At 69.3% G+C, this 23,637-nt stretch carries 16 protein-coding genes; 9 read left to right on the top strand and 7 right to left on the bottom strand.

Annotated elements, in window-relative coordinates; all coding sequences use genetic code 11:
* Positions 1-371 precede the first annotated feature (371 nt).
* Positions 372-4,625: a CHAT domain-containing protein gene (locus tag SK854_RS00795; protein WP_319972987.1), complete on the top strand. Its 4,254-nt coding sequence runs from the start codon at positions 372-374 to the stop codon at positions 4,623-4,625.
* Between the two features lie 145 nt (positions 4,626-4,770).
* Here the strand turns inward: SK854_RS00795 and SK854_RS00800 are convergent, their stop codons facing one another.
* Complete coding sequence (locus SK854_RS00800; RefSeq protein ID WP_319972988.1) at positions 4,771-5,976, bottom strand: peptidoglycan DD-metalloendopeptidase family protein; 1,206 nt, start codon at positions 5,974-5,976, stop codon at positions 4,771-4,773.
* A gap of 226 nt (positions 5,977-6,202) precedes the next feature.
* On the opposite strand from SK854_RS00800, the gene SK854_RS00805 reads away from it, so the two are divergent.
* Positions 6,203-7,144: a hypothetical protein gene (locus SK854_RS00805; protein ID WP_319972989.1), complete on the top strand. Its 942-nt coding sequence runs from the start codon at positions 6,203-6,205 to the stop codon at positions 7,142-7,144.
* Here the strand turns inward: SK854_RS00805 and SK854_RS00810 are convergent.
* The gene (locus tag SK854_RS00810; RefSeq protein ID WP_319972990.1) at positions 7,141-7,767 is read right to left on the bottom strand and encodes a DUF998 domain-containing protein; all 627 of its coding nucleotides are present in this window, start codon (positions 7,765-7,767) and stop codon (positions 7,141-7,143) included. The two genes, SK854_RS00805 and SK854_RS00810, sit on opposite strands and share 4 nt — an antisense overlap.
* Positions 7,768-8,070: 303 nt before the next feature.
* Here SK854_RS00810 and SK854_RS00815 point away from each other — a divergent pair, with 303 nt between their 5' ends.
* Entirely contained in the window at positions 8,071-10,551 is a 2,481-nt protein-coding gene (locus tag SK854_RS00815; protein ID WP_319972991.1) for a hypothetical protein, read from the top strand.
* 117 nt (positions 10,552-10,668) lie between these two features.
* Positions 10,669-11,988: a hypothetical protein gene (locus SK854_RS00820; protein ID WP_319972992.1), complete on the top strand. Its 1,320-nt coding sequence runs from the start codon at positions 10,669-10,671 to the stop codon at positions 11,986-11,988.
* A 31-nt stretch (positions 11,989-12,019) separates the two neighbouring features.
* Here the strand turns inward: SK854_RS00820 and SK854_RS00825 are convergent, their stop codons facing one another.
* The 4 genes from SK854_RS00825 to SK854_RS00840 are packed head-to-tail and all read right to left on the bottom strand — an operon-like array spanning position 12,020 to position 18,618.
* On the bottom strand, positions 12,020-14,776 hold the full coding sequence (locus tag SK854_RS00825; RefSeq protein WP_319972993.1) for an AfsR/SARP family transcriptional regulator: 2,757 nt from the start codon (positions 14,774-14,776) through the stop codon (positions 12,020-12,022).
* A gap of 37 nt (positions 14,777-14,813) precedes the next feature.
* Entirely contained in the window at positions 14,814-15,299 is a 486-nt protein-coding gene (locus SK854_RS00830) for a flavin reductase family protein (protein WP_319972994.1), read from the bottom strand.
* A complete protein-coding gene (locus tag SK854_RS00835) occupies positions 15,296-17,437 on the bottom strand; it encodes a tetratricopeptide repeat protein (RefSeq protein WP_319972995.1) in 2,142 nt (713 codons plus the stop codon). Before SK854_RS00835 ends, SK854_RS00830 begins: the two co-directional genes overlap by 4 nt.
* Entirely contained in the window at positions 17,434-18,618 is a 1,185-nt protein-coding gene (locus SK854_RS00840) for a hypothetical protein (protein ID WP_319972996.1), read from the bottom strand. The genes SK854_RS00835 and SK854_RS00840 overlap by 4 nt, the downstream gene beginning before the upstream one ends.
* A 365-nt stretch (positions 18,619-18,983) precedes the next feature.
* On the opposite strand from SK854_RS00840, the gene SK854_RS00845 reads away from it, so the two are divergent.
* A complete protein-coding gene (locus tag SK854_RS00845) occupies positions 18,984-19,373 on the top strand; it encodes a YciI family protein (RefSeq protein WP_319972997.1) in 390 nt (129 codons plus the stop codon).
* The gene (locus SK854_RS00850) at positions 19,373-20,608 is read left to right on the top strand and encodes an RNA polymerase sigma factor (RefSeq protein WP_319972998.1); all 1,236 of its coding nucleotides are present in this window, start codon (positions 19,373-19,375) and stop codon (positions 20,606-20,608) included. Before SK854_RS00845 ends, SK854_RS00850 begins: the two co-directional genes overlap by 1 nt.
* On the opposite strand, the gene SK854_RS00855 is transcribed toward SK854_RS00850, so the two are convergent.
* Positions 20,574-21,269: a hypothetical protein gene (locus tag SK854_RS00855; RefSeq protein ID WP_319972999.1), complete on the bottom strand. Its 696-nt coding sequence runs from the start codon at positions 21,267-21,269 to the stop codon at positions 20,574-20,576. The two genes, SK854_RS00850 and SK854_RS00855, sit on opposite strands and share 35 nt — an antisense overlap.
* Before the next feature lie 30 nt (positions 21,270-21,299).
* On the opposite strand from SK854_RS00855, the gene SK854_RS00860 reads away from it, so the two are divergent.
* The 3 genes from SK854_RS00860 to SK854_RS00870 all read left to right on the top strand — a co-directional run bounded on the left by SK854_RS00860 (position 21,300) and on the right by SK854_RS00870 (position 23,552).
* Positions 21,300-21,923 (top strand): TetR/AcrR family transcriptional regulator, encoded by a 624-nt coding sequence (locus tag SK854_RS00860; RefSeq protein ID WP_319973000.1) that lies wholly within the window; start codon positions 21,300-21,302, stop codon positions 21,921-21,923.
* A gap of 76 nt (positions 21,924-21,999) precedes the next feature.
* Positions 22,000-23,034: a DUF1996 domain-containing protein gene (locus SK854_RS00865; protein WP_319973001.1), complete on the top strand. Its 1,035-nt coding sequence runs from the start codon at positions 22,000-22,002 to the stop codon at positions 23,032-23,034.
* Positions 23,034-23,552 (top strand): DUF305 domain-containing protein, encoded by a 519-nt coding sequence (locus tag SK854_RS00870; protein WP_319973002.1) that lies wholly within the window; start codon positions 23,034-23,036, stop codon positions 23,550-23,552. Before SK854_RS00865 ends, SK854_RS00870 begins: the two co-directional genes overlap by 1 nt.
* Positions 23,553-23,637 lie beyond the last annotated feature (85 nt).

A 23,637-nucleotide genomic window follows, 5' to 3' on the forward strand; every position in this document is an offset into this window, starting at 1 on the left:
GGGAGCCCGCACCCAGTCCCGACCGCAGCGCGCCATCGGGCACACGAACAACCCGTCGATCGGTGTGCCGGGGGAAACACCGGGAACGCCGACCGTCGATCGCGGACCGGCCGAGGGAATACCCAGCTGGCGGCCCAGTTCGTCCAGCCGCGTCACTATGCTGGCATCTGTTCGCGCGTCGCACACGAGTTCCGCCACTTCGGCCGCACGCCCCTGCGCAGCGGCGAGGCGGCGCAGGAGGGGAAGTGCCTCACACCATGCGCCGAGGTCATCCCGATTTTGCATGTCGCCTGTCCACCTCTGAAGCTCCGGTTCTGCGGCATGATATTACGGATGCCGCAGTCTGAAGGGCCACTTCGAAAAACGGGACGATGACGAGCTCTCCACTCACCGAGCTGCTGGCCAGGCTCAGCCAGTTCGTGAACACTTCCGATCCACGCCACGTGCTTGGCCACGAAGCAGAGATGACCGCGGGGCGACTCGTCGAAGCCCATCAAACGGGCGGGAGTGATGAGACCGCCACGGCACTCGGATGGTTCCACTGGTTTCGCTGCGTCGCTCTGCTGTCCTTCGACGGAGATGATTTCCACCTCGCTGCAGAATATTTCCGGCCTCTGTGGGAGCAGCGCCCAGACGCAGTTCCGGACAAGATCAGTGCCGTGCTGTCCAGGAAGCTCACGGGGCCGGAGCTGTTCGAGAAAGCCATCGGCCTGGGCCGTGAGGCAGGAGAGCTCGTCGCCGCTTACCAGGCCGGCGATGACACGCGGCTGAGCGAGGCGATCGCCCGTCTCCGGCTCGGTATCGCCATCCTGCGAGATATCGGGGCCATGCCCGAAATGCTCCAGGTCAACCTGGTGCACGCGCTACTGCTGCAGTGCGCACGGGATCGAAATCCAGACTCCCTCGGTGAGGCCGTCACGTGGGCCTCACACACGATCGACTCCCTGACCTCGGCGACCGACGAGCAAGCTGTTCCGTTGCTGACCGCGCTCGGCAGCAACCTCGTCAAGACCTATCGCGCCAGTGGAGACCATCTGAGCGAGCACGGGGAACCACTGCTGACCCTGGCCGTCGCGGCGTGGGACCGAGTGCAGGAGAGAACTCCAACCCCTGACATCCGGTTGCAGGTCCGGCTCCAACTCGCCGGGGCTCTCATCTCGTCCAGCCTGGTCACATCGGCGGTCGGGCGGGCTGAACAGGCCGCGCGGTACATCGGCTTGCTGGTCGATGACTGCAACCCGGACAACAGCCGCGACCGTGATCTGCTCGACTCGCTTTCCCAGATCCTCGTGCCGCTGGAGGTCGCCCGGCGAGAGCCGGCGTTGTTGCGGGCACGGGCTTCCGTGTTGCGCGCGCTGAGCGCGCACGCCGCGGTGAGCGTTGAAGAACGCCTTGCCTGCCAGGCGGAGCTCGGTCTCTGTCTACGGATCAAGCACATGACCGAGAACGATTCCGCGGCGTTGGACGAGGCAGTCGAGGCACTGAGGTCCGCACTGAGCGGTGTGCCCCCGCACGACCTGAGCTGGATGGTCAGTCTTGCGAACGCTCTCAAGACACGGGCGCACACCCGCATCGACATCGCGCGGGGCGATGACCTCTCGGAAGCCGAACAATGGGCACGTCTCGCACATCAGCAGAAACCGGACGACGCCACGGCCGTGTCCTGCCTCGGCAACGTGCTGAGAGAGAAGGCGTTGGCGCAGAACGACGTTGAGGCTCTACGGGAATCGGCGCGCTGGAACCACACGGCCGCACGGATGATGAGTTCTTCCTCTCCTGTCGTGGTGATGTCGTTGATGAACGCCGCACTGTCCTACCAGGAATTGGCCGAAGCCACCGCCAGCCTCGCCGACTGCGATCACGCGATCGTCCTGCTGCGGACCGCGTCCGAACACGCGGGCGCGAACCATCCGGACCACGCGGCGATCCAAGTGGAGCTGGGCCGCTCGCTCACGTTGCGCGGCGAACTCGGCGAAGGCACGGAAGTCCTGGCGGAGGGCAGGAAGTTGCTCGAGTCAGCGGCCGTCGGACCGCCCGGCCACGAGGACACGTGGCGGGCGAAAGCCGGCCTCATCGACTCCTACCGGGTGGAGTTCGTGCTCACCCAGCACCACGAAGCGTTGGACGAGGCACTTCGGCTGGCCAGGGCCTACATGGACGACGCATCGATGGACGAAGATGCACGTGGCTGGCTTCTGACCGTTTGCGGAAACACTCTCGTCACCGCCTACACCACAACACAGAACAGAAAACTGCTGGACGAAGTGCTGCCCGTCTATCGAATGGCTGCGCAGAGCACCGCGGCAGGATCGTTCACCCGCGCCGTCACCCAGCTGGGCATGGGCACCTGTCTGCTCTGGCTTTACGAGGTCTCGCGAGACAGCACGGCGCTGCTGGAGGCCATCGACGTGCTCGGTGAGGCTGCGTCGAACCCGGAGACCTGGCGCACGACACCAGAAGCGATGTTCAGGCTCGCGCAGGCGAGGACGCACCACGTCCGACAACTCAAGCCGCTCCTGGGCGGTTCCCGCAAGACTCTGGAGAACAGCGTTCCCGCCAACGGTGACGAGTTCTCCGGTCTCTACGCCGACTTCGCCCGCGAACTCGACAAGATCGTGGACCTGGGCCGGAGATCTCTGGCACTTTGTGCTCCTGGAAGCAGGGAGCACCCGGCCGCCATGTCCTATCTCGCCATGGCGTTGCAGGGCCGCGGGCAACACCACTCGTCGGAAGACGATGCGGGCGAAGCCGTCGAGCTGATGCGGGAAGCGATCCGCATCGGCCGGCCGGATCACCCCGACTGGCCGGTGTGGCACATCAACCTGGCGGCAACGCTGCTGGATCTGCACAAGCACGGGAAAGCTCCGTTGGCGTTGGACGACGGGGAAGCCGCAGGACGCAAAGCCATGGCCATGACGAGCTCCGATGACGCGCTGCACATGCAGGCGATGAGCGTGCTGTCCCACATCCTGGTTGTGCGAGGACGTGAGGACGGACTCGGGTTCGCGGAGGCACTCGAACTCCAGCAACAGATCTACCGGGCCTCCCACGTGGATCTCGCGCAACGCATTCGGGCGGCCACCGCGGCAGGGGAACTGGCCGCCTCCGAGGATGATTGGACCGGCGCGCTCGAGCACTACGAGGCAGCGGTGGACCTGCTGCCCCAGCTCGTGGGCCATCGTCTCGGCCGGTCGGACAAGGAGTTCCTGCTCGCCGAGCAGATCCCGTTCGCGTCGGAGGCCGCAGCCTGCGCGCTGCGGCTCGGCGATCCCCACAAGGCGCTGGAACTGCTCGAACGCGGACGGGGAATCCTGTTGGGACAGCTCACCGAGACTCGCCGCGACCTGTCGGACCTGCTGTCGCAGCGGCCGGACCTGGGAGAGGAGTTCGCCCAGTTGGGCGAGAAGATGACGGTGCTCGGGGCAAGCGTGGGCCCGGTCTCGGCCGAGGCCCGCGGTAGCGCCGGGGACGAGCATCGGCGGATCGTCCGGGAATGGGAGCGCGTGCGTGACGAGGTCCGGGCGATGCCGGGCTTTGAGAGCTTCCTGCGGCCACGAGTGCCAGACCTCGACCGGTTGACCGAGAACCGGCTGGTGGTCGTCGTGAACGTCGCGACGAGACAGAGCGACGCGGTCATCCTGGCCGATGGCAGGACCACCTGTCTGCCTTTGCCAGAGGCCGACTACCTGTCCGTGGCGAGGCGGTTCAAGGACTTCACCTCCGCTGTCGGCAGGTTGCACGATCCGTACGGGTCCGCGGAGACGCGATGGGAGGCGGGCACCGTCATCCTCGACACGCTCGGATGGCTCTGGACCGCCATTGCACAACCCGTCTTGGCATCGCTGGGTGCCGAACTCGGCGGCGACACCCCGCCCCGGCTGTGGTGGTGCCCAACGGGTCTGCTGAGTTTCCTGCCGCTGCACGCGGCTGGGGACTACACCGCGGTTCCCGCGCAGGGAGTGGGAGACCACGTGATGTCGTCGTACACCACCACGCTGAACACCCTCAGCGCGACGGACATCCCTGCTCCCAGTTCTCACCGAGCCAGTCCTGATCCGCGTCTGCTCGTCGTCGCCACTCCGCAGGCACCGGGAACCTTGCCGCTGCGGCATTCGACGGCAGACGCGAGGGCGCTGACCGACCTGTTTCCCCGCACCAAGGTCCTGGCCGGTGAGGCAGCCACCAAGGCAGGCGTGCTCAGGGAACTCGCCGCACACGATTGGGCGCACTTCGCATGCCACACGAGATCCGATCCGTTCGGAAGGACGGCCAGCGAACTCGTGCTCCAGGACGGGACGTTGTCGCTGCCGGACATCTCGGCATTGTCGCTCGACGCCGAGTTGGTGTTCCTGGCCTCGTGCGGATCGGCCGCAGGCGCCTTCTACCTCGCGGACGAGGCTCACCACGTCGCGTCCTCGTTCCAGCTGGCCGGTTTCACCCACGTGATCGCCACGCTCTGGGAGATCGCCGACGGCGACGCGACCCAGTTCACCGCGACCCTGTACGGCCTGCTGGCGATGGGCATGCCGCCGCACGAGGCAATCCACCGGGTGACGCGTGATCTGAGAGCGTGTTACCCACGCAGTCCCTGGTTGTGGGCCCCGTACGTACACATGGGGCCCTGACTCAGGCGCTGCACGTAAAGCTGCGGGTTCGAGGACCGAGTGCGACCGCTACGACACACCCGCGGTACGCGTCACGGCGACGAAACTGGTGGCAGCGCTGCGATGAGTGCCGATCCCGCCCAGGGCAGGACCGGCACCCGTCAGGTCAGCAGGCCGAGGCCACCGGTTCGTTCGAGCCGGTGTCGACGAAACCGTCGCTGATCCACTTGCCGTCCTCGAGCCGGTCCCACAGATCCGTGCGACCCCAGACACCCTCGACGGCCTCGCCGCGGCTGGTGCACGCGATGGACACCACCGCGCCGTCCGCGACCGTGCCCGCGACCGAGTAGCTCAGGCCGGGGCCGGACCGCAGGTTCACCGTGGTGTTCGGACCCGCGTCGACCGTGCCGGTGGGCAGGGTCGTACCGCCACCGCCGTAGTTCGTGACCTTGCCGCCGACGGACACGCGCGTGCTGCCGCGCTGCGCGTAGCCGTCGTACGCCCGCGAGCCCTCGTAGAAGGTCCAGCCGCCGATCGTCATCCCGTTGACGCTCACGTGGGTGTTGCCGCGCAGCAACGAGAAGTGCACGTGCGCCCCTGTGCTCGAACCGCCGCACGGCAGCTCGTTGCCGATGTTGCCGAGGTACGTGCCGGTGCGCACGGCGCTGCCGTCGGCGAGCGTCGTCAGGTTGTACATGTGGTAGTAGGTGGTGCTGTAACCGTTGTCGTGCACGACCTTCACCAGTGCGCTGCGGCCCACGACGCAGCTCTTGTAGACACGGCCGTTGCCCGCGGACAGGACGCGGCCGTCACCGCCGTTGAAGTCGATGGAGCTGAACGGCCTGCTGTTGCCGCTGTTGCCGTGCGGACCGCCGCCCATCCACCACGCCACGTTCACCGGCCACGGCAGGCCGAGTCCGGTGGGCGCGAGCGCTTGCGCGCGGTTGCTCTGGTTGGCCGCGAAGGTCCGCTTCTCACCGTCGCTGAGCACGCCGGACGGCGCCTGCGCGGCCAGAGCGGCGAACCCGGCGGTGCCGTCGAGCTCGACCCGCCACGCGGACCGTTCCTTGCGTGCCAGGAACAACGCCATGTGCGGCGCCCCGTGCTCCTGACCGTGAGCCATCGGGATGGTGGTGCTGCCGAACACCCACGCACCAGACGTGCGGGTCGGCTCGAACAGCGGTTCACGCAACGTCTGCGTGTCCCACTGACGTTTCACCGCGTCGCCGTGCTGCTGGAGCATGGTGGCGCGAACAGTCGTGGCGAGGTCGGGTGCGGCGGCCGTCGCGGACGGCGCGGCCAGCACCGCGGCACCGGCGACGAGTGCGGACAGCAGCGCGGCGAATCGCCGCGCGGACAACGGACGGGACATGTGCCCTCCAGGGGGAAATCGGCACAGGGCAGGGATTCGGCGGCTCTTGCAGGGGCCGCAGCGCCGATGACATACCGGTGGTCCAACGCGGTCAAGGCCACCTCCGGCAGATGACCCACCACTGTGGAACGCCCTCCAAAACTGTGGAGGGATACCTACCTTTGTCGGTCATATCGGGCGTGATCGGCCTTCTAAACTGTTTTCTCCACAGTCGAGGGGGTGTGCGGTGGCCGTTCCTCCCGACGTCGGCGACGAGGTCGACGTGTTGCTGCGCGCCGGTCCGTTCCACGCCGCGTTGCGGGCCGCCGTCGAGCGCAGCGGCCTCACCCTGGAACGCCTGCGCGACCGTCTCGACCGCCGGGGCATCCACGTCAGCCTGTCCACGCTGAGCTACTGGCGACTGGGTCGCAGCCGTCCTGAACGCGCCGACTCGCTGCGCGCGGTGCAGGCCATCGAGACCATCCTGGGCCTGCCCAGGCATTCCCTCGAAGCCCTGCTCGGGCCGCCGCGCCCTCGTGGCCGATGGGTGTCGAAGCAGCAGCAGACCCGCGACTACGGACGGATGCTGGAACCAGCGCAGTCGCTCGCGGAGATCGTGCGGGCGCTGGTCGGTCCGTCCGACGGCGACCTGCGTCTGTGGTCGCAGGACGACGCGGCCACAGTGGACGAGCACGGCGCGCTCCGCACGATCCACACCAGACAGGTGCTGCGCGCGGTCGCCGGCAACCCTGACCGCTACCTGGCCGTGTACTGCGCGGACGTCGGCACGCCACCGGACGCGTTGGGTGTGGAGGCCGTGCGCGACTGCCGGCTGGGACGCGTGCGGCGGCACCCCGGAGCGCCGGTGATCGCCGTGGAGCTGCTGTTCGACCAAAGCCTGCGCGCGGGTCAGACGCACCTGCTGGAGTACCGCTTCACCATCGCGGAGAACGGCGCGCGGTCACACGACTACCGGCGCGCCTTCCGTTACCCCGTGGGCACGTACGTGGCGAGCGTGCAGTTCACCGAACCGTGCCTCCCTGTCCGCTGCTACGCCCTCGCACAGCCCGGCGTGGACGCGACGCAGGTGCACGGCGACGAACTCGCGCTCACGCCGGGGCGGGTGCTGCACCTGACGGCGAAGGACGTGCGGCCGGGCGTGCTCGGCATGGGCTGGGACTGGTCCTAGGCCTTGGCCGGCAACGCCACACCGCAGACGACCGCCCACAGCAGCACCGGGAACGCCGCGATGCGTTCCCACAGACCGAACAGCGCCGGACCGCCGACCTGCGCCGCCATCAGCACAAGGGCCACCGCCGCCACGATCGCACCACCGGCGCCGATGCGGCCCAGGAGGCGCCACCGGGCGGTGCGTGCCAGGGCGAGGCCGGTCAGCAGCATCGCGACCTCGCCCACCGGAATGGCGACGACCGCACCGGCGATGTGCAGCGTCCGGCTGGTGTCCTCGGGGTTCAGGCCGACGACGGCCAGGGCCAGACCGGTGACGACGAGGAGCAGAAGGCCTGCGCGGGCCGTCCGCGCGTCCGGGAACAGCGGCCGGACCAGCAGGGCTCCCGCAGCCAGGCACAGACCCGCGAGCGTCCAGGACACGCCGGAGACGACGTGCCACGGCGAACACACCCAGCGGTCGACCTGGTCCGACTGGAAGCAGGTGGCCGCGCCCAGGTCGCTGATCGCGTTGCGCGCCCAGCTGTACGGGACCTCCCAGCGCGACTCCACCACGAACAGCAGCACGAAGTACTGCGCGACCAACACCCACAGCACCGCGCCCAGCCGCGTTCGTCCGTCCACGCGGCAGAGTGGAACATAGATCATTTGGCCGCGCCGGACGGACGCGTCAGGTTCCTCGACGTCGCCGATGACGTCGGGACGTGATGTTGATGCGGAGGCCTTGCGCACCAAGGTGTTCGCCATCGCGATGGTCAAGCTTGATCGCCGCCCTCGACGCAACCCACGAAGCCGCTCACGCTGACGCGGCTCGATCTGGCGACCACCGCGCAGGCACACCTGCCCGCTCCCTGGTCCAATCGGGTTACCGACTGAAACGTTCGGCCGACACGCTCCGACGTCACCTGCATCAGGCCGGGAGGCGAGATGGAACAGTCATCGCTGAGTTCAGTTGCCGAGGAAGCCCTGCCCAGACCCCAGTTCGGCCCCTACACCGAATCCTGGACGGTGCGGTATTCCCTTGCGTTGCAGCAGGTGCTCGCCCTGCCGGACGTGCAGAACCCGCATGACGTGCAAGTTCCGCTGGACAAGATACGTGTCGAACTGGAGCGCAAAGCCATCTCCGTTGCCGCGGAGGCGACACAAATCGAGCAGATCGACGGTCTCGTCGATGAACTGCACGACGACCTGGTCGCGGTACTCGCGCTCAAGCGACGTCAGCTCAAACACCTGGACAACGCGGTCAAGGTCACCGATGTTCTCCTGGAGAAGCTGCGCAGGGCGCGAACCGAACCCGACCTGCTCCCGGAGCTCGCCGGGTACGTGAGTCTGGTGGAGACGTGGCTGAAGAAGCCGAGTACGAAGCCTCCCCTGGCGCTGGAGACGCCCCCGGGCTCACCTGAGGGCGCCGTTCACCGCGCCGATCAACAACTGTCCGCACTCAAGCGGCGGCAGACGGAACTGCTCACACCCGCCCAGGAGCAAGCTCGGAGAGACAGGGCGTTTCGCGTCAAGGAAGAAGAACTCGCATCTTCGCGGCGAGACCTCGTCTCGCAGTTCGAAGCACTGCTCGTGGAGGCGGCCTATCGGGAGATCAACAACGCGCGCGAGGCCGACCACGAGCCCACCATGTCGGTCCCCTCGATCGAGCACCTGCGCACATCCCTCTCCAGCGAGCAGCGTGTGGTCACGAAGACCTTCGAACGCCTGGAGAAGATGATCGAGGACCGGCCAGGAGGCAACTTCGGCATCGCCGGCCCACGCGGCGTCGGCAAGACCACGATGATCGAGTTTTTCGCTTCGCCACGGGTTCCGCGGGACGAACGACGTCCTGCTGAACGACCGCGGTTGGGTGTTCTGGTGTCCGCGCCGGTCGTGTACGACGCCCGCGAGTTCGTGCTCCACCTGTACGCGGAGATCTGCCGGAAAGTCGCGGGTGACCGAGCTGTGGAGGCCGACCAGGCATTGCGTCGACTCCCCTCTCGGACACGCGCGCTCTGGCTGTGGGCGGTGTGCGTCGCCGACCTGGTCTTCGCCTACGGGCTGCTCTTCTTGGCCGTGAGCCAGCGTTGGTCGGCCGACGTGAAGGTCCTGGCGGACATCGGGGCCGGCGGGCTGGTGGTAGGTGTGTTCGCTCTGACGATGGCCGTCACCTATGCCGGCCGTGGAACGGGTGTCCCGATGGTGGCCATCGCCCTCTCCGCAGCCCTTCCCGCCGTCGGACTGGTCCTCTTCCTCAGCAACGGCGCGTGGGGAACCGCGTCGCCGTACCTGCTGGGAGGTGTGGCCCTTCTAGGCGCCTATACGCCCCTTTACCGCGCCAGCGGCTGGAGCCGCGTGGTGGCACTGAGAGCACCGGACAGGGATCCAGCAGTGGAGACCGCCCTGGAACGCCTGCGGGACATTCGAATCCAGCAGAGCAACACCACCGAGCGATCGGCCATGGTGAAGGTCAGTGGCGCGCCACTGCCGCTCAGCCTCGACGCTGGAAGCAAGAGCGGCACGACTTGGCAGCACCGCCCCAAGGGCTTTCCGGAACTGGTCGGCGAACTGCGGACGTTCATGACCACGGTGCGGGACCACTACGAGCTGATCGTCGCCATCGACGAACTCGACAAGATGGCCAAGGCCGAGAAGGTCGAGGACTTCCTCAACGACATCAAAGGGATCTTCAACGTCAAGGGTTGTTTCTTCCTGGTCTCCGTGTCCGAGGACGCGGCAGCGGGTTTCGAACGCAGAGGTGTGCCGTTCCGCGACGTGTTCGACAGCACGTTCGACGACGTGATCTCCGTGCCCTACCTGGACTTCACAACCGCACGCGAAGTGCTCTACGGGTTGATCATCGGATGGACCCAGCCGTTCGTCGCGCTCTGCTACGTCCTGTCCGGCGGCCTGGCACGTGACCTCGTGCGAAGCACCTGGGAACTCGTCGGGCACCGCGACAACGACGATCACGTCGAGTTGGCCGGGGCGGCGCTGGGCATGTGCCGGCGTGAGGCCGCGGCGAGGATCAGGGCCGTGCGGCACGAGCTGATGAAGGACGCCGAGGCGCCGCTGGGTGCGGTGTTGCTCAACCACATCGCCGGGTACTCGACCGACAGGGCAACCGTCGAGACGTTCCAGGCCTGGCAGAAAGAGCTTCGCGAGTGGGCGGAGAAGATCACCGATTCTGACGCCAAGGGCGTCAGGCGGCTCGCCTTGGAGCTTGCCGCGTTCATGCTGTTCGTCAACACCGTGCTGGACTACTTCGATCCCGCCGAGATCGCGCAACGTCTCAAGGACGAGAACAGCCCGCAGTCGTTGGCCGACCTCGCGAACGCACGGCAGACCATCGCGATGAGCCCACGGATGTCACTGGACGCACTGACGAGGTTCCGGACGGCGAATCTCAGCGCGCCGGCCGGGTGACGACCTCGTCCGGTGACGGCAGGGCCGCGGCAGAACATCCGCGAACACACCGCTGACCAACGCACCCGTCTGGCAAAATCCGCCGCACCACGCGGAACCTCCAGGGGGAATTGCGCCATGCACAGTCGAACACGAAGAACCGGAACCGCCGCGCTCGGCGTCCTGCTCGCCGCGGGCCTGATCGCGCCGACGGCCACCGCGGCCGCCGAGCTGCCGACCAACATCAGCGTCGGGTCCAACGCGATCTCGGTCGAGATCAGCCCCAACGGGGCTCTCGCATACGTCAGCAACGCGGCCGACCGCACGGTGTCCGCCATCGACACCGCCACCAGGACGGTCACCGGCACGATCGGCGTCGACCCGCAGCCGGAGGGCATCGGCTTCAGCCCGGACAGCCGCACCGCCTACGTGGCGCACGGCGACCTCACCGCCACCACCGGCAAGGTCTCGGTGATCGACACCGCGACCCGCACCGTGGTCAGGACCATTTCGGTCGCCCCGATGGGACCGGCGGAGGCGGTCGTCGTATCACCGGACGGCAAGAAGGCGTACGTCTCCGGGTACAACTACATGGCGGTGATCGACACGGCGACCGGCGTCTCCCGCGCGATCAGCGTCGGCAACAGCTACGGGGCGGACATCACGATCTCCCCGGACGGCTCCCGCGTCTACATCGCGGACTTCTACACCTCGAAGATCTGGGTGGTCAGCACCGCGACCGAACAGACGATCGCCGCGGTGCAGCTGCCCACCGCGCCGACCAGACTCGCCATCACGCCGGACGGCCTGCGCGTGTACGTCACCAGCGCCCAGGCGAACAAGGTCTACATGATCTCCACGGCCGCCAACGCGGTCCACGCCACCCTGGACGTGCCCGGCCGTCCTGTGGGTGTGGCCGCCGCACCGAACGGCAGCCGGATCTTCGTCACCGGCTATGAGGGACACACTCTCGTGACGGTGAACGTGGAGAACAACGTGATCGTCCAGACCAGGCCGATCGGCCGGTACCCGAACTCGGTGGCCGTCACGCCGAACGGCCTGGAGGCCTGGGCGCTCCAGGGTTACTACGTCACGGTCTTCGACGCCACCACCGGGGGCGAGCCCGGTCCCGACCGGGTGGTGCGCGGGGAGACCCTCACCGCCGGCCAGTCCAGGATCTCGCCGGACGGCAGGCACAAGCTGCTCATGCAGGGCGACGGCAACCTGGTGCTCTACGTCGTGGCGACCAACCAGGCGTTGTGGGCCAGCAACACCTACAACTCCGGCGCCATCCGCGCGACCCTGCAGCACGACGGCAACTTCGTCGTCTACGCCGCCAACAACGTGCCCAAGTGGAGCACTGGCACCTGGGCCACCGCGGCCGACCGGCTGATCGTGCAGAACGACGGCAACCTCGTGCTCAACGGCCCCAACTCCACCCGCTTCTGGGCCCGCTGACCACCGGCGGTGGCCGCGAGAGCGGCCACCGTCACCCCGAACGCTGGGCGATGCGGTCGGCCGCGTGGTGCAGGTTCTGCCCGCGGTAGAGGTCGATGGCCTCCTGCCAGCACCGCTTCGCCTGATCGCCCTCACCGAGTTCGCGGTGCGTGTCGCCCAGCGCGGCAAGGGTTCCCGCCTGCCGGTACGTGTTGTCGAGGTCTCGCCACAGCACCAGCGCGCGCTCGTGGTGGTGCAGGGCCTGGCGGTGGTCGCCAGTGTTACCCGTGATCGCGCCGAGGCTGTCCAGGGTGTCCGCCTGGCCGTACGAGTCGTTGTGCCGCACGCACAACGCCAGCGCGGACTCGCAGAAGGCGCGCGCCCGGACGTGATGGCCCAGCCGGGTGTACGCGGCGCCCATCATGCTCAGGACGCGGATCTCCCACTGGGTGTTGCCGCTGCGCCGGTACAGGTTTCTCGCCTCGGTGAGGTGTGCCAGCACGCCGTGGTCGTCCTTCTTCCACGTCAGCGCCAGCGCGAGCACGACGTGCGCGCCCGCTTGGCCGACCGTGTCGCCGACCTGACCGGACAGCGCCAGCGACCGTCTCAAGTGGAGCGACGCCTCCTCGTCCCTGCCCAGCGGCGCGTAGACCAGGCCGAGCCGCCGGTGGGCGCGGGCCTGCACGGCGAGGTCTCCCAGCCGTTCCGCGGCGACGAGTCCCACCTGCCAGGAGGCGATGTTGTCGTGCAGGTGCCCGCGGCGGTAGTGGAAGTTGTCCAGCGACCAGGCGAGCTGCCACACCACCGTGTCCCAGCCCGCGTCCTCGGCCGCGGTCCGCGCGGCCAGGACGCAGAGGTGGTTGGCGTCGAACCACGCCATCGCGGCCGCGCTGCCGGGCATCGGGTGCGGGACGCAGTCGGCCTTCTCGACGGCGATCGGCGGGTGTTGCCGGTCCAGCACCCTGCTGCCGTTGTGCGCGGTGTGCAGGTAGTAGTCGACGACTCGACGTAATGCCCTGTCCCGCAACGGTTCCGGCTCATCCGTCACCACGACGGCGCGGGCGTGCTGGCGAACCAGGTCGTGGAAGCGGTACCGGCCGGGCGCGGGTTCCTGCAACAGGTGGTCGTCGACGAGGCTCTCCAGGAGTCGCTCGGCTTCGGGAAGGTCGACGGCCGCGAGCGCCGCGGCGGCGTAGGCGTCGAAGTCCGGGCCGGGGTGGATGCCGAGCAGCCGGAACAGGCGCTGCTGCGGTGCGTGGAGGTGCTCGTAGGACAGGGCGAACGCGGCGGCGACGCTGCGGTCCCCCGCCTCGAACTCGGTGAGCGGGGAGTGCGCTTGGCGCAACCGGTTCGCCAGATAGGCCACCGTCCACGCGGGACGGGCGCGCAGCCGTGCGGCGGCGATGCGGATCGCCAGCGGCAGGTGACCGCACAACGCGACGACCTCGTGCACCGAGCCTTCGGTGCGGCCACCCGCGACGCTGACGAACAGGGCGACGGCGTCGGGTTCCGGCAGCACGTCCAGCGACACGACCTGGGTGGCGTCGAGGTCGACCAGGCGGCGACGGCTCGTGATCAGCGTCAGGCTGCGGGACGTGCCGGGCAGCAGCGGGCGCACCTGTGCGGCGTCGGCGGCGTTGTCCAGCACGACGAGCACCGAACGGGTGGCCAGTTCGGCACGCCACAACGCCGCCCGCGCGTCCGGGTCCTGCGGAATCCGGTCGGGTGGCACGCCCAGTGCACGCAGCAACGCGTCCAGCGCCGTCATCGCGGTTACGGGGCGATGACTGGACGCGTGGCCGTGCAGGTCGATGAACAGACGGTCGCGGTAGTGCTCCGCGAACCGGTGTGCCGCGTGGACGACCAGCGTCGTCTTGCCGACACCGGCCATGCCGTCGATCGCCTGGATCACCACGGCCTGGCGGCCGGCGGCGCGAGCGGTCGCCAGCACGGCGAGTTCGGCGTCACGGCCCGCGAAGTCCGCGATGTCGCCGGGAAGGTCGTCCCTGGCTGGTTCGCTCGGCGCGACGGCGGGCACGCCGAACAGCCGCGCGTCGTTGTCCAGCACCTGCTGGTGGATCTCGGAGAGTCGTGGTGAGGGGTCGAGACCGAACCTCTCGATGAGCGCGGTGCGGGCCCGCAGGTACGCGTCGAGGGCCTCGGCCTGCCTGCCCGCCCGGTACAACGCGGTCATCAGCTGCCCCCACAGGCGTTCCCGGCCGGGGTGCTGGCCGGTCAGCGCCGTGAGCTCCTCGACCAGCGTCACCCCCGCGCCGGTCGCGAGGTCGGCGTCGACGCGGTCCTCGACGGCGCCGAGGCGCAGGCCTTCCAGCCGTGCGGCCTCGGCGCGCAGCACCGGCGTCACGGTGAACTCGCCGTACGCCTCACCCCGCCAGAGCCTCAACGCGAGCGAGAGCTGTTCGGCGGCATCCGCGGGCCTACCTGCGGCCAGAGCGTCCCGTCCCGTCTCGACGAGCCGTTCGAACCGGCGGGCGTCGACGACGTGCGGTTCGAGCCGCAGCACGTACCCCGCCGGATGCGTGACGATCAGCCGGTCGACGGCGAGCGCGCGGCGCAACCGCGAGACGTAGCTGCGCACGGTGCGGTGTGCGTCCGGCGGGGATTCCGGTCCCCACAACGCTTCCACCATCGTGCCGACGGTCGTCACCCTGCCCGCGTTCGCCGTCAGCAACGCGAGCAGCGTCCGGATCCGCGGACCACCCAGGTCGAGCACCTCGTCGTGCACGCGCACCTCGAACGGCCCCAGCACCTGGAACTGCGGCTGCAGTGCGACGGAGTCCGCTCCCACTCAAGACAAGGAGTTGGTCGCACCTGCCGGGATACCGTCACGCGCTGGCCAAACGACCATATCCGCCGTCGTAATGCACCAGCGGCAGCCGGCCTGGCGATCCGCGTTCGACGTCCACCACCAGGCCGACGACGAGAGCGCTGCCGCCCACCCGGACCCGTTCCACCGGCGCGATCCGCCAGCGCGAGAGAACCCCGTGCAGCGCGGGCAACCCGACGCTGTCGCGGTACCAGCGCGTCCCCGGGCCGAACTTCTCCGCACCCGGCCTGCTGAACGCGCGGGCGACGTCCTCCTGGTCGTCCGCCAGCAGGTTCACCGAGACGTGCTCGGCGGTCTCGATGACCGCCCACGACGCCGACCGCGTGCTGATGGCGAACGACAGCACGGGCGGGTCGATGGACACGGGCGCGAGCGACGTGGCGCAGAACCCCACCGGCGCGACCAGCCCGGCGGTGACGACGGCGACGCCTTTGGCGTGCTGGTGCAGCGCCACGGAAAGCCCTTCCGGGACCGTGGTCGTCACGCCACACGCTCCGCGATCTGCACCGCGTGAGGCGAGGTCTCCTCGCCGTACGCCGCGAGGTGCGCCTCCCAGTCCGCACGGGCTCCAGCGTCGTCGCCGACGGCCAACCGGCTCACGCCCCGGAAGTACAGCACGTCCGGATCGTCGGCCCCGGCGGCCAGCGCGGCGTCGAGGTCCCGGACGGCCTGGCGGTGGTTTCCCAGTTCCTGCAGGGCGATCGCGCGGTTCACGCGAAGCATGCCGTCGTCGGCGAGGCGGATCGCCTCGGTGAGGTCCTCGACCGCCTGGCGCGGCCGCCCCGTCGTGAACGCCAGGACGGCGCGGTTCGCCCACGCCGCCACCAGCGCCGGGTCCGCGGCCAGCGCGGCGCTGTAGTCCGCCCAGGCCGCCTCGTGCTCGCCGACGTCGGCGAGCACGCTGCCGCGTGCCGAGAGCAGCCGCGCGTTGTGCGGATCCAACGCCAGGCCGTGGTCGACGTCGGCGGACGCCCGTGCCATGTCCCCGTTCGACAGCAACAGGTCTGCCCGGTTGACGAGCGAGTCGACGTGGTCCGGTTCGAGTTCCAGCGCGTAGTCCAGGTCCCGCAACGCGCCCTCGTCGTCACCGAGTTCGCGCAGCAGGTCAGCGCGGTTGTAGTGCGCCTCGTGGAACGGCGGGCTCAGCCGGATCGCTGCGGCGTAGTCCTCCAGCGCCTCCGCGGCACGGCCCGCCGCGCGCCGGACGGTGGCCCGGTCGAAGTAGTACTCGCCGTAGTTCGGATCCCGCCCGATCACGTCGTCGTAGTCGAGCAGCGCCGCGGCGTGCTCGCCCATCGCCGCGAGCACCTGGGCCCGGTTGTGCGTGAGCACCGAGCGGTGCAGCAGTTGCTCCTCGTGCCCGAGGTGGGAGTCGGTCATCCCGATCGCCTCGTTCACCAGGTTCAGCGCGGCCTGGAGGTCGCCCCGGTGCAGTTCGACCAACGCCTTGCCGTTGCGCATGAACGCGCCGTTGAAGGTGCGCCGTTCGGGCTTCGGGTAGTTGTCGGCGAGGACGATCGAGATGTTGGACCACTCCAGCGCGAGGTCGTGGTCCAGGGTGTCCTTCGGCAGGTAGCGGGTGTGCAGCATCGCGGTCATGTAGCTGGACCGCATGTGCATCTCGGCGTCGGTGGTGTGCCGCAGTTCCCCGAGATACCGCGCGGCCTCCTCCCCCGGTCCGAGGTAGGACAGGCACGCCGCGACCTTGGTGGTGAGGTTCCAGTACAGGTTGGGCTGCTTCTCGGCCGAGACCAGCTCCCGTCCGCGCAGCGCCAGGTCCATCGAGGCGTGGTAGTACCCCAGTTCCAGACAGCGGGTCGTGGCCTTCAGCAGTGCCTCGCCGCCCGCGACGGCCGGGTCCGTCCCGCGCTCCAGGTGGAACGGGAGTGCGCCCAGCTCGAAGCTCGGTTCTCCCCACGCCGCAAGCGCTTCCGCCCGTTCGGTGTGCCGGCGGGCGCGCTCGTCCGGCGCAAGTTCGTCGTACGCCCGGAGGACGGCCTCGTCGTCGAGGACGCCCTCCGAGTCGATGTACAGCTGCGCCAGGTCGTCTCCCTGCACGGGTGTGCGGGCGCGGCGGGCGCCGGTTCGGGCGTACTCGGCCAACGCGTCGGCGAGCGCCGTGTCGTCACCGGGATCGTCGAGCTCGACGACGACGGTCAGATGCCGGGGATCGCAGCGGCGCAACAGGACTCGCAGCAGTTCGCGGTCGGTGTCGTCGGCGTGCGCGACGTCGGTGAACGAGACGACCACGCCGTCCGGGTGCAGCACTCTCGCCCAGTCCATCAGCAGTTCCGCGACGCCGTGCACCAGGCGTTCGGTGCGGCCGGCGGAGTAGAACCGGGTGCGTTCCCGCGGTTCGGCCGCCTCGGTGAGCGTCTTCTCCGGCAACGGCAGCACGGCGGCGAGTTCCGGTGCGATCGCCACGATGTTCGTGGTGCGTGGGAGCACCAGATCAGCGTTGTGCGCCAACAGCTCTGGCACGATCTGCCGCAGCAGCGCCCCCGCCCCGGTGTACGGCCCCCGCGACCGGCGGTGGCACATCGCCTCGACGTGCGGCGCGGGCGCCGGGGGCAGCGTGTCCGAGGTGACCGCCCAGCTGTGCCGGGCCTGCGGTGAAGTCATGCGAGCGCTCCTTGCTCGACTCTGGTGCGGCGCCGGGCGCGCCGGTCCCGCACGGTGACGTAGATCAGCAGACCCAGCTGTGCGACGGCCATGCTGAGAAAGACCAACGTGTCGATCACTTCCGAGGCCGGCGTGTCCGGCGCGGTGACCCGGTCGAACACCGTCGACCAGAACCGCCACACCGTGGGGATTCCGGCCCAGGCGAGACTGCCCAGCGAGAACCCGTACCCGAGCACGAGCAGCGGCGCGTACCAGCGGGCCACCACGAGGTCCCGGTCCGTCCACTCGGCGTCCGGCACGGGGGCGGGCCGCCGCAGCCACCGCCGCGTCCGCGAGCGGATGAGGAACCGGGTGGCGTTCTGGAGGTCCGCGCAGCGCAGCGCCGTCGCGATCACGTGGTACAGATCGGTTTCCAGGTAGAACATGAACTGCCACACCAGGCGCAGCAACGTGCTGAACGAGATCGCGAGCAGCATCCCCGGCAGCCACGCGGGCACCGCCTCGCCCATCAGCCAGCCGGCCGTCAACGTCAGCGCGGACACCAGGATCGCGTCCAGCAGCATCCCCGCCAGGAACGGCAGATAACGCTGCCGGCGCGGCACGCTCAGCAACGCGTCCAGCCGGGTCTCCGCGACCAGGTAGTAGAGGCGGCGCCCGATGCCCAGCGTCGACGGCAGCCCGAGCCGGCGCCCCGCCAGCACGTGGAACCACTCGTGCAGCAGCACCAGCGGAATCTGCGTGAAGGTCAGCACGATCGGGATCAGCGAGATGTGGTCGGTGAAGAAGAAGACCTCGTAGGACGGCCGCAGCGACGGGACGCGGAACATCGCCACGACCGCGCCCACCATCAGCGCGACGTACAGGCACCAGGCCGGCCACGAGAACGCCCACCGTCCCGCGCGCTGCCACCGCACCGGTTTCGCGACCGGTGCCTCCGCGTCCTCGGCCACGAGGAAACCCAGTTCGTCGAGCACTTCGAAGAAGTCGTCGAAGTCGAGCGGCGTGCCGCACTCGCGTTCGTACCAGGCGGCGATCTCGTCGACCGGCTTCCCGGCTCCCAGCAGCCGCAGCGTCTCCGCTCCCTCTTCCGGGAACATCGCGTACGAACCGGTGTCCGGGCGGCCGACCATGACACCGTCGCGTTCCGCCACCATCGTGAGCCGGTGCAGGCGAACGGACATGCGGCACACCTTTCTGACGAAGAGGTGGACAGGGCCGGGGCTGGACGCGCCATCCGCAGGCCAGCCCCGGCCCGCGTCACGAGATCAGCTGGCCGAGCACGGGCAGTAGTAGCTCGGGCTGGTCAGGCGGATCGTCCCGGCCTTGCGAATCGACATCTTCTGCATGGTTCCTCCTCTGGATCGGGCAACACCGAGGACGGTGCCAGGGGCCGTCGACAGTCGGCCGACAGTCCGCCGACGATCGGCCGACAAGGCCGCGCCGAACTGATCTGTGAGGGCATGTCGACCTGGCGGGCGCGGCTCCGACGTCTCGGGTGAGGATGGGTCGCCCGGACGCGTCCACGACATCGCACCAGGAGCCGATGGTGAAGTACGTGATCATGATTCACTCGAACCCGCAGCCGTGGGGGCACCCGACCCCGGAGTACCTGCCCGATTACCAGGACATGCCGCGGGAGCAGCGGGATCGGCTCTACTCCGAGTTCGAGGAGATGCTCGGCGAGCTGCGGGACAGCGGCGAGCTGCTCACGGGTGAGGCGCTGGGAGCGCCCGAGTCGTCCCGGCTCTACCGGTGGGACGACGGGAAGCCACTGGTCACCGATGGCCCCTACTCGGAGGCCAAGGAGCACCTGGCCGGGTTCTTCCTGATCGACGTGGACAGCCAGGCCCGCGCGGAGGAGATCACCTCGCGCTTCGCCGGCCCCGGCGAGACCGTCGAGCTGCGGCCGGCCATGTGGCCCGGCGGTGACGACTGATGGACTCGCGGGTGGTGGAGGACGTGTGGCGGCGCGAGTCGTCCCACGTCCTCGCCGCCCTGCTGCGCAGATACGGCGACCTGGGTGACTGCGAGGACGCGGCGCAGGAGGCGGCCGAGGCGGCGGCATCGCAGTGGGAACGCGACGGCGTGCCCGGCAATCCCCGCGGCTGGCTCATCCGGGTCGCCTCCCGGCGGATGATCGACCGGGTGCGCGCCGACAGCGCTCGGGCCGGGCGGGAACAGGCCGTGGCCGCGGCACGGCCTGGCGACGCCGACCTCGCACCGTCGGCTGACCACGGGCAGCACGGAGACGACACGTTGCAGCTGTTCCTCCTGTGCTGCCACCCCAGTCTGAGCCGTTCCTCGCAGGTCGCCCTGACGCTGCACGCCGTCGCCGGCCTGAGCACGGCCCAGATCGCCGCCGCCTACCTGGTGCCGGAGCGCACGATGACGCAGCGTCTGACCAGGGCGCGGTCCACGTTGCGGGCGGCGGGCGCGGTGTTCGGGCGGCCGGCCGAGGCGGACGTGCCCGCACGGATCGCCGCGGTGCTCGACGTCTGCCACCTCATGTTCACCGAAGGGCACACCCGTTCCACCGGGGACGCGCTGGTGGACTCGACCCTGGCGGAGGAGGCCATCCGCCTCACCCGGCATCTGCACGCGGCGATCCCCGACCACGACGAGGTCGCGGGCGCCCTGGCCCTGATGCTGCTCACCCACGCCCGCGCGACCGCCCGGACCTCCGGCGGCGACCTGGTGCCGCTGGCCGAACAGGACCGTTCGCGGTGGGACCAGGCGCGCATCGCGGAAGGAGTGCGCATCCTGGAGCGCGTGCTGCCCCGCGGGCACGTCGGCAGGTTCCAGCTCCAGGCCGCGGTCGCCGCCGTGCACGCGGAGGCCGCCACCTGGGAGAGCACCGACTGGCGGCAGATCAGCCTGCTCTACACCATGCTCACCGGGGTGGCCCCCAGCCCGATCGTGACGCTCAACCAGGCGGTCGCGGTCGGGATGGCGTTCGGCCCCGAGGACGGCCTGGCTCTCGTCGGCCCGCTGCTCGACGACCCGGCGATGCGGCGGCACCACCGCACCCATGCCGTGCGCGCTCATCTGCTGGAACTGGGCGGCGACCCGGCGGGAGCGCTCGACAGCTACCGGCAGGCCGCCCGGCTCACCACGAGCCTGCCCGAGCAGCGTTATCTCAACACCCGGATCCGCCGCCTGGAGTCGTCGTGATCCGCTTCTCGACGACCAGCGCGGCACCGCAGGCGACCAGCCAGACGACCCACATCAGCCAGCCGGCCAGGCCCAGCAGCCCCAGCGGTCCGGTGTGGTCGATGACCAGCGGTGTGAGGGTCGCCGAGCAGAACAGCAGCGCGGCGGAGACGAACCCGAGCCACGCCTGCCACCGCGCGATGAGCCCCGCGGACAGTCCACTGGCCGAAAAGCCGACCATGGCGGTCGCCAGGAACACGCCGTTGAGGGTGAACAGGGCGTCGTGCAACGCCCAGAGCGCGGTGACGGCGCCCTCCGCCGTGGGAAGAGCCAACCGGATCGCCGCCACGCCCGCGAACGCGCCGTTCTGCAGCACGAGGCCCGCGAAGCCGACCAGTGCCCACCCCTCGTGCCCGCGGCGCCGGACCGCGGACAGGAGGCCCGCACCGAACACCAGGGCCAGCACCCACGCGGCCGGCATGAGGGCCGACGCTGCCGCGAGCGCGTTCTGGTGGGCGCCGAAGAACTCGACCACCTCGGCGATCCCGGCACCGGTGGGCGGCAGGCCCGACGGCACCAGGACGACGTTCGCCAGCACGATCACGGCGGCGAAACCGATCCCGGCGAAGCCTGCGACGCGAAGGAACCCGGTCTCTGCGGCTATATTGGCTTTAACCATCATATAGTCAATATAACGAGAGGCAACCAGAACGTGGACGAAACGGGTAGTCGGCGTTACGCCTCCCTGCGCCGGGAGGCACAGGCACGTGAGACACGGGCAGACATCGCCCGTGCGGCTCGTGCGCTGTTCGTCGCCCACGGGTGGTCCGCCACGACCGTGCGCGCGGTGGCGGACGAGGCAAAGGTGTCCGTTCCCACGATCTACGCCACCTACGGCGACAAGGCGGGTCTTGTGCGGGCCGTCGCCGACGCGGCCGACCTGTCCGCCGACCCGATGACGATGCTGGCCGAACTGGAGGCCGGGACAGCGCGCGAACAGCTCGCGGCGATGGCGGCCTACGACCGGCGGCTCTTCGAACGGGCGGGCGACGTCATCGCCCTCGTGCGAGAGGCCGCGCGCACGGAACCCGAGTTGGCCGCCGCCTACCGCGAAGGCCGCCGGCGCGGCGACGAGACGCGCCTGCGGGTGTTCGACTCCTGGCCCGCCGGGGCCCTCCGGCCCGGCGTGGACGTGCGATCCGCAGCCGACATCTACGCGGCGCTGTGCAACATCGACGTCTACACGACGCTGACCAGCGAACGAGAATGGCACCCGGACGCCGTGGAGCAGTGGTGGGGCGAGGCGTTGGCGCGGGAGCTCCTGAGAACGCCGTGACTTTTTCTGTTATCGGCGGGCGGGCGGGACATCTCCTGGTCAGAAGATCCCCTGAACCCTGCCGAAAGGTTTCTCAATGCCCCACGTCCTCACCTCACGACTGCGGCGGCGCGTGTGGATCGCCGCTCTCGCCGTGGCGGGCGTCGCGGCGTCCGCGGTCACCGCGAACGCGATGTTCTTCACCCCGCCCGTGCAGCCGTTGGCGAGTCCGACGTCGACGACCACGGCCGTGACCACGTCACCTCAGGCCGCGGGCACCACGACGCAGGCCGGCACGCCCACGCAGACGGCCGAGACGACGAAGGCCGCCGTGGTCGCTCCGGTGAAGCCGCAGGAACCGATCCCGCCGAACGCGGTGCGCGTCGCGGAGTTCGTCGCCGAGTGCCCGTTCACGCACCGGCTGCCGGACGACCCGATCGTCCTGCCGAACCTGCCCGGCGCCTCGCACATGCACAGCTTCTTCGGCAACGACTCCACCAACGGCAACTCGGACGTCACGAGCCTGAGCAAGGCCGCCAGCACGTGCAATCCGAAGGTCGACCTCTCCTCGTACTGGGTGCCGACGCTGCTGGTCGACGGCCAGCCCGTCGAGCCGACCGGCACGACGTTCTACTACCTCGGTGAAGGCGTGCGCGATGACGTGACGGCGCGCATCCAGCCGTTGCCGTACGGGCTGCGCATCGTCGCCGGCAACGCCAAGGCCACCGCACCGGACAACACCACGATGTCGCGCTGGTCGTGCCTGCACGCCGGGCACGTCGGTGCGTCCAAGGACTTCGTGAACTGCCCGGCCGGCACGATGATCGAGTCCTACTTGGACTTCCCGCAGTGCTGGAACGGCAAGGACCTCGACTCCGCTGACCACAAGAGCCACATGTCTTACCCAGTCGCCGGCGACTGCCCGGCCACGCACCCCGTGCCCGTGCCGAAGCTGCGTCAGGTGCTGCGCTACCCGGCGAGCGGCGACCCGGCGCGGTTCAAGCTGTCGTCCGGTCCGGGGTTCACGATGCACGGCGACTTCTTCAACGTCTGGCCGGAAGCCGAGATGGCACAGCGCGTGCGCGACTGCATCAACCGGATCGTCAAGTGCGGACCGGACGGCCGCCCCTAGTGCGGGTCCTCCTCATCGCGGCGCTCCTGCTGGTGACGGGCTGTGGCACCCCACCGCCCGCCGCGCCGGCCGGCCTCAGCGCCACCGATCTGGCGTTCGTGGATCTGGTGATCCCACAGAACGAGTCCGCGCTCGCCGCGCTCGCACTGACGAACCGTCCCGGTTCCGCGCTGCGCCCGGTGGCCGCCCAGGTCGAGGACCGCTACCGGGACGAACTGGCGCAGGTCCGGGAGTTGCTGGCGCGGACCGGCAGGCAGGAGAGCGATCAGCACGAGGGCCACGACATGCCCGGCATGATCACGGCCGCCGAACTGGCCGCCGCCGGGTTCGCCGAGGGAGCCGCCTTCGACCAGCAGTTGACGGGGTTGCTGCGGACCCAGTTCGAGGAAGCACGCACCGTGGCCCGCGCTGAACTGTCGTCGGGCACGAACAAGCAGGTGCTGGAACTGGGTGCTCGGATCGACAGCACGCGAGCGGAGTTCCTGGCGCTTCTGGGAGACGCCCCGAAGTCGCCGTGACCTGTGGTTTGATCTGCTGAACGCCTCGACCGTGAACCCGGTCGGGGCGTTCTGCCGATAACAGGGCGAAGACCCTTCGCTCGAA

Source organism: Lentzea sokolovensis (genome assembly GCF_033949975.1).
GTDB lineage: Bacteria > Actinomycetota > Actinomycetes > Mycobacteriales > Pseudonocardiaceae > Lentzea > Lentzea sokolovensis.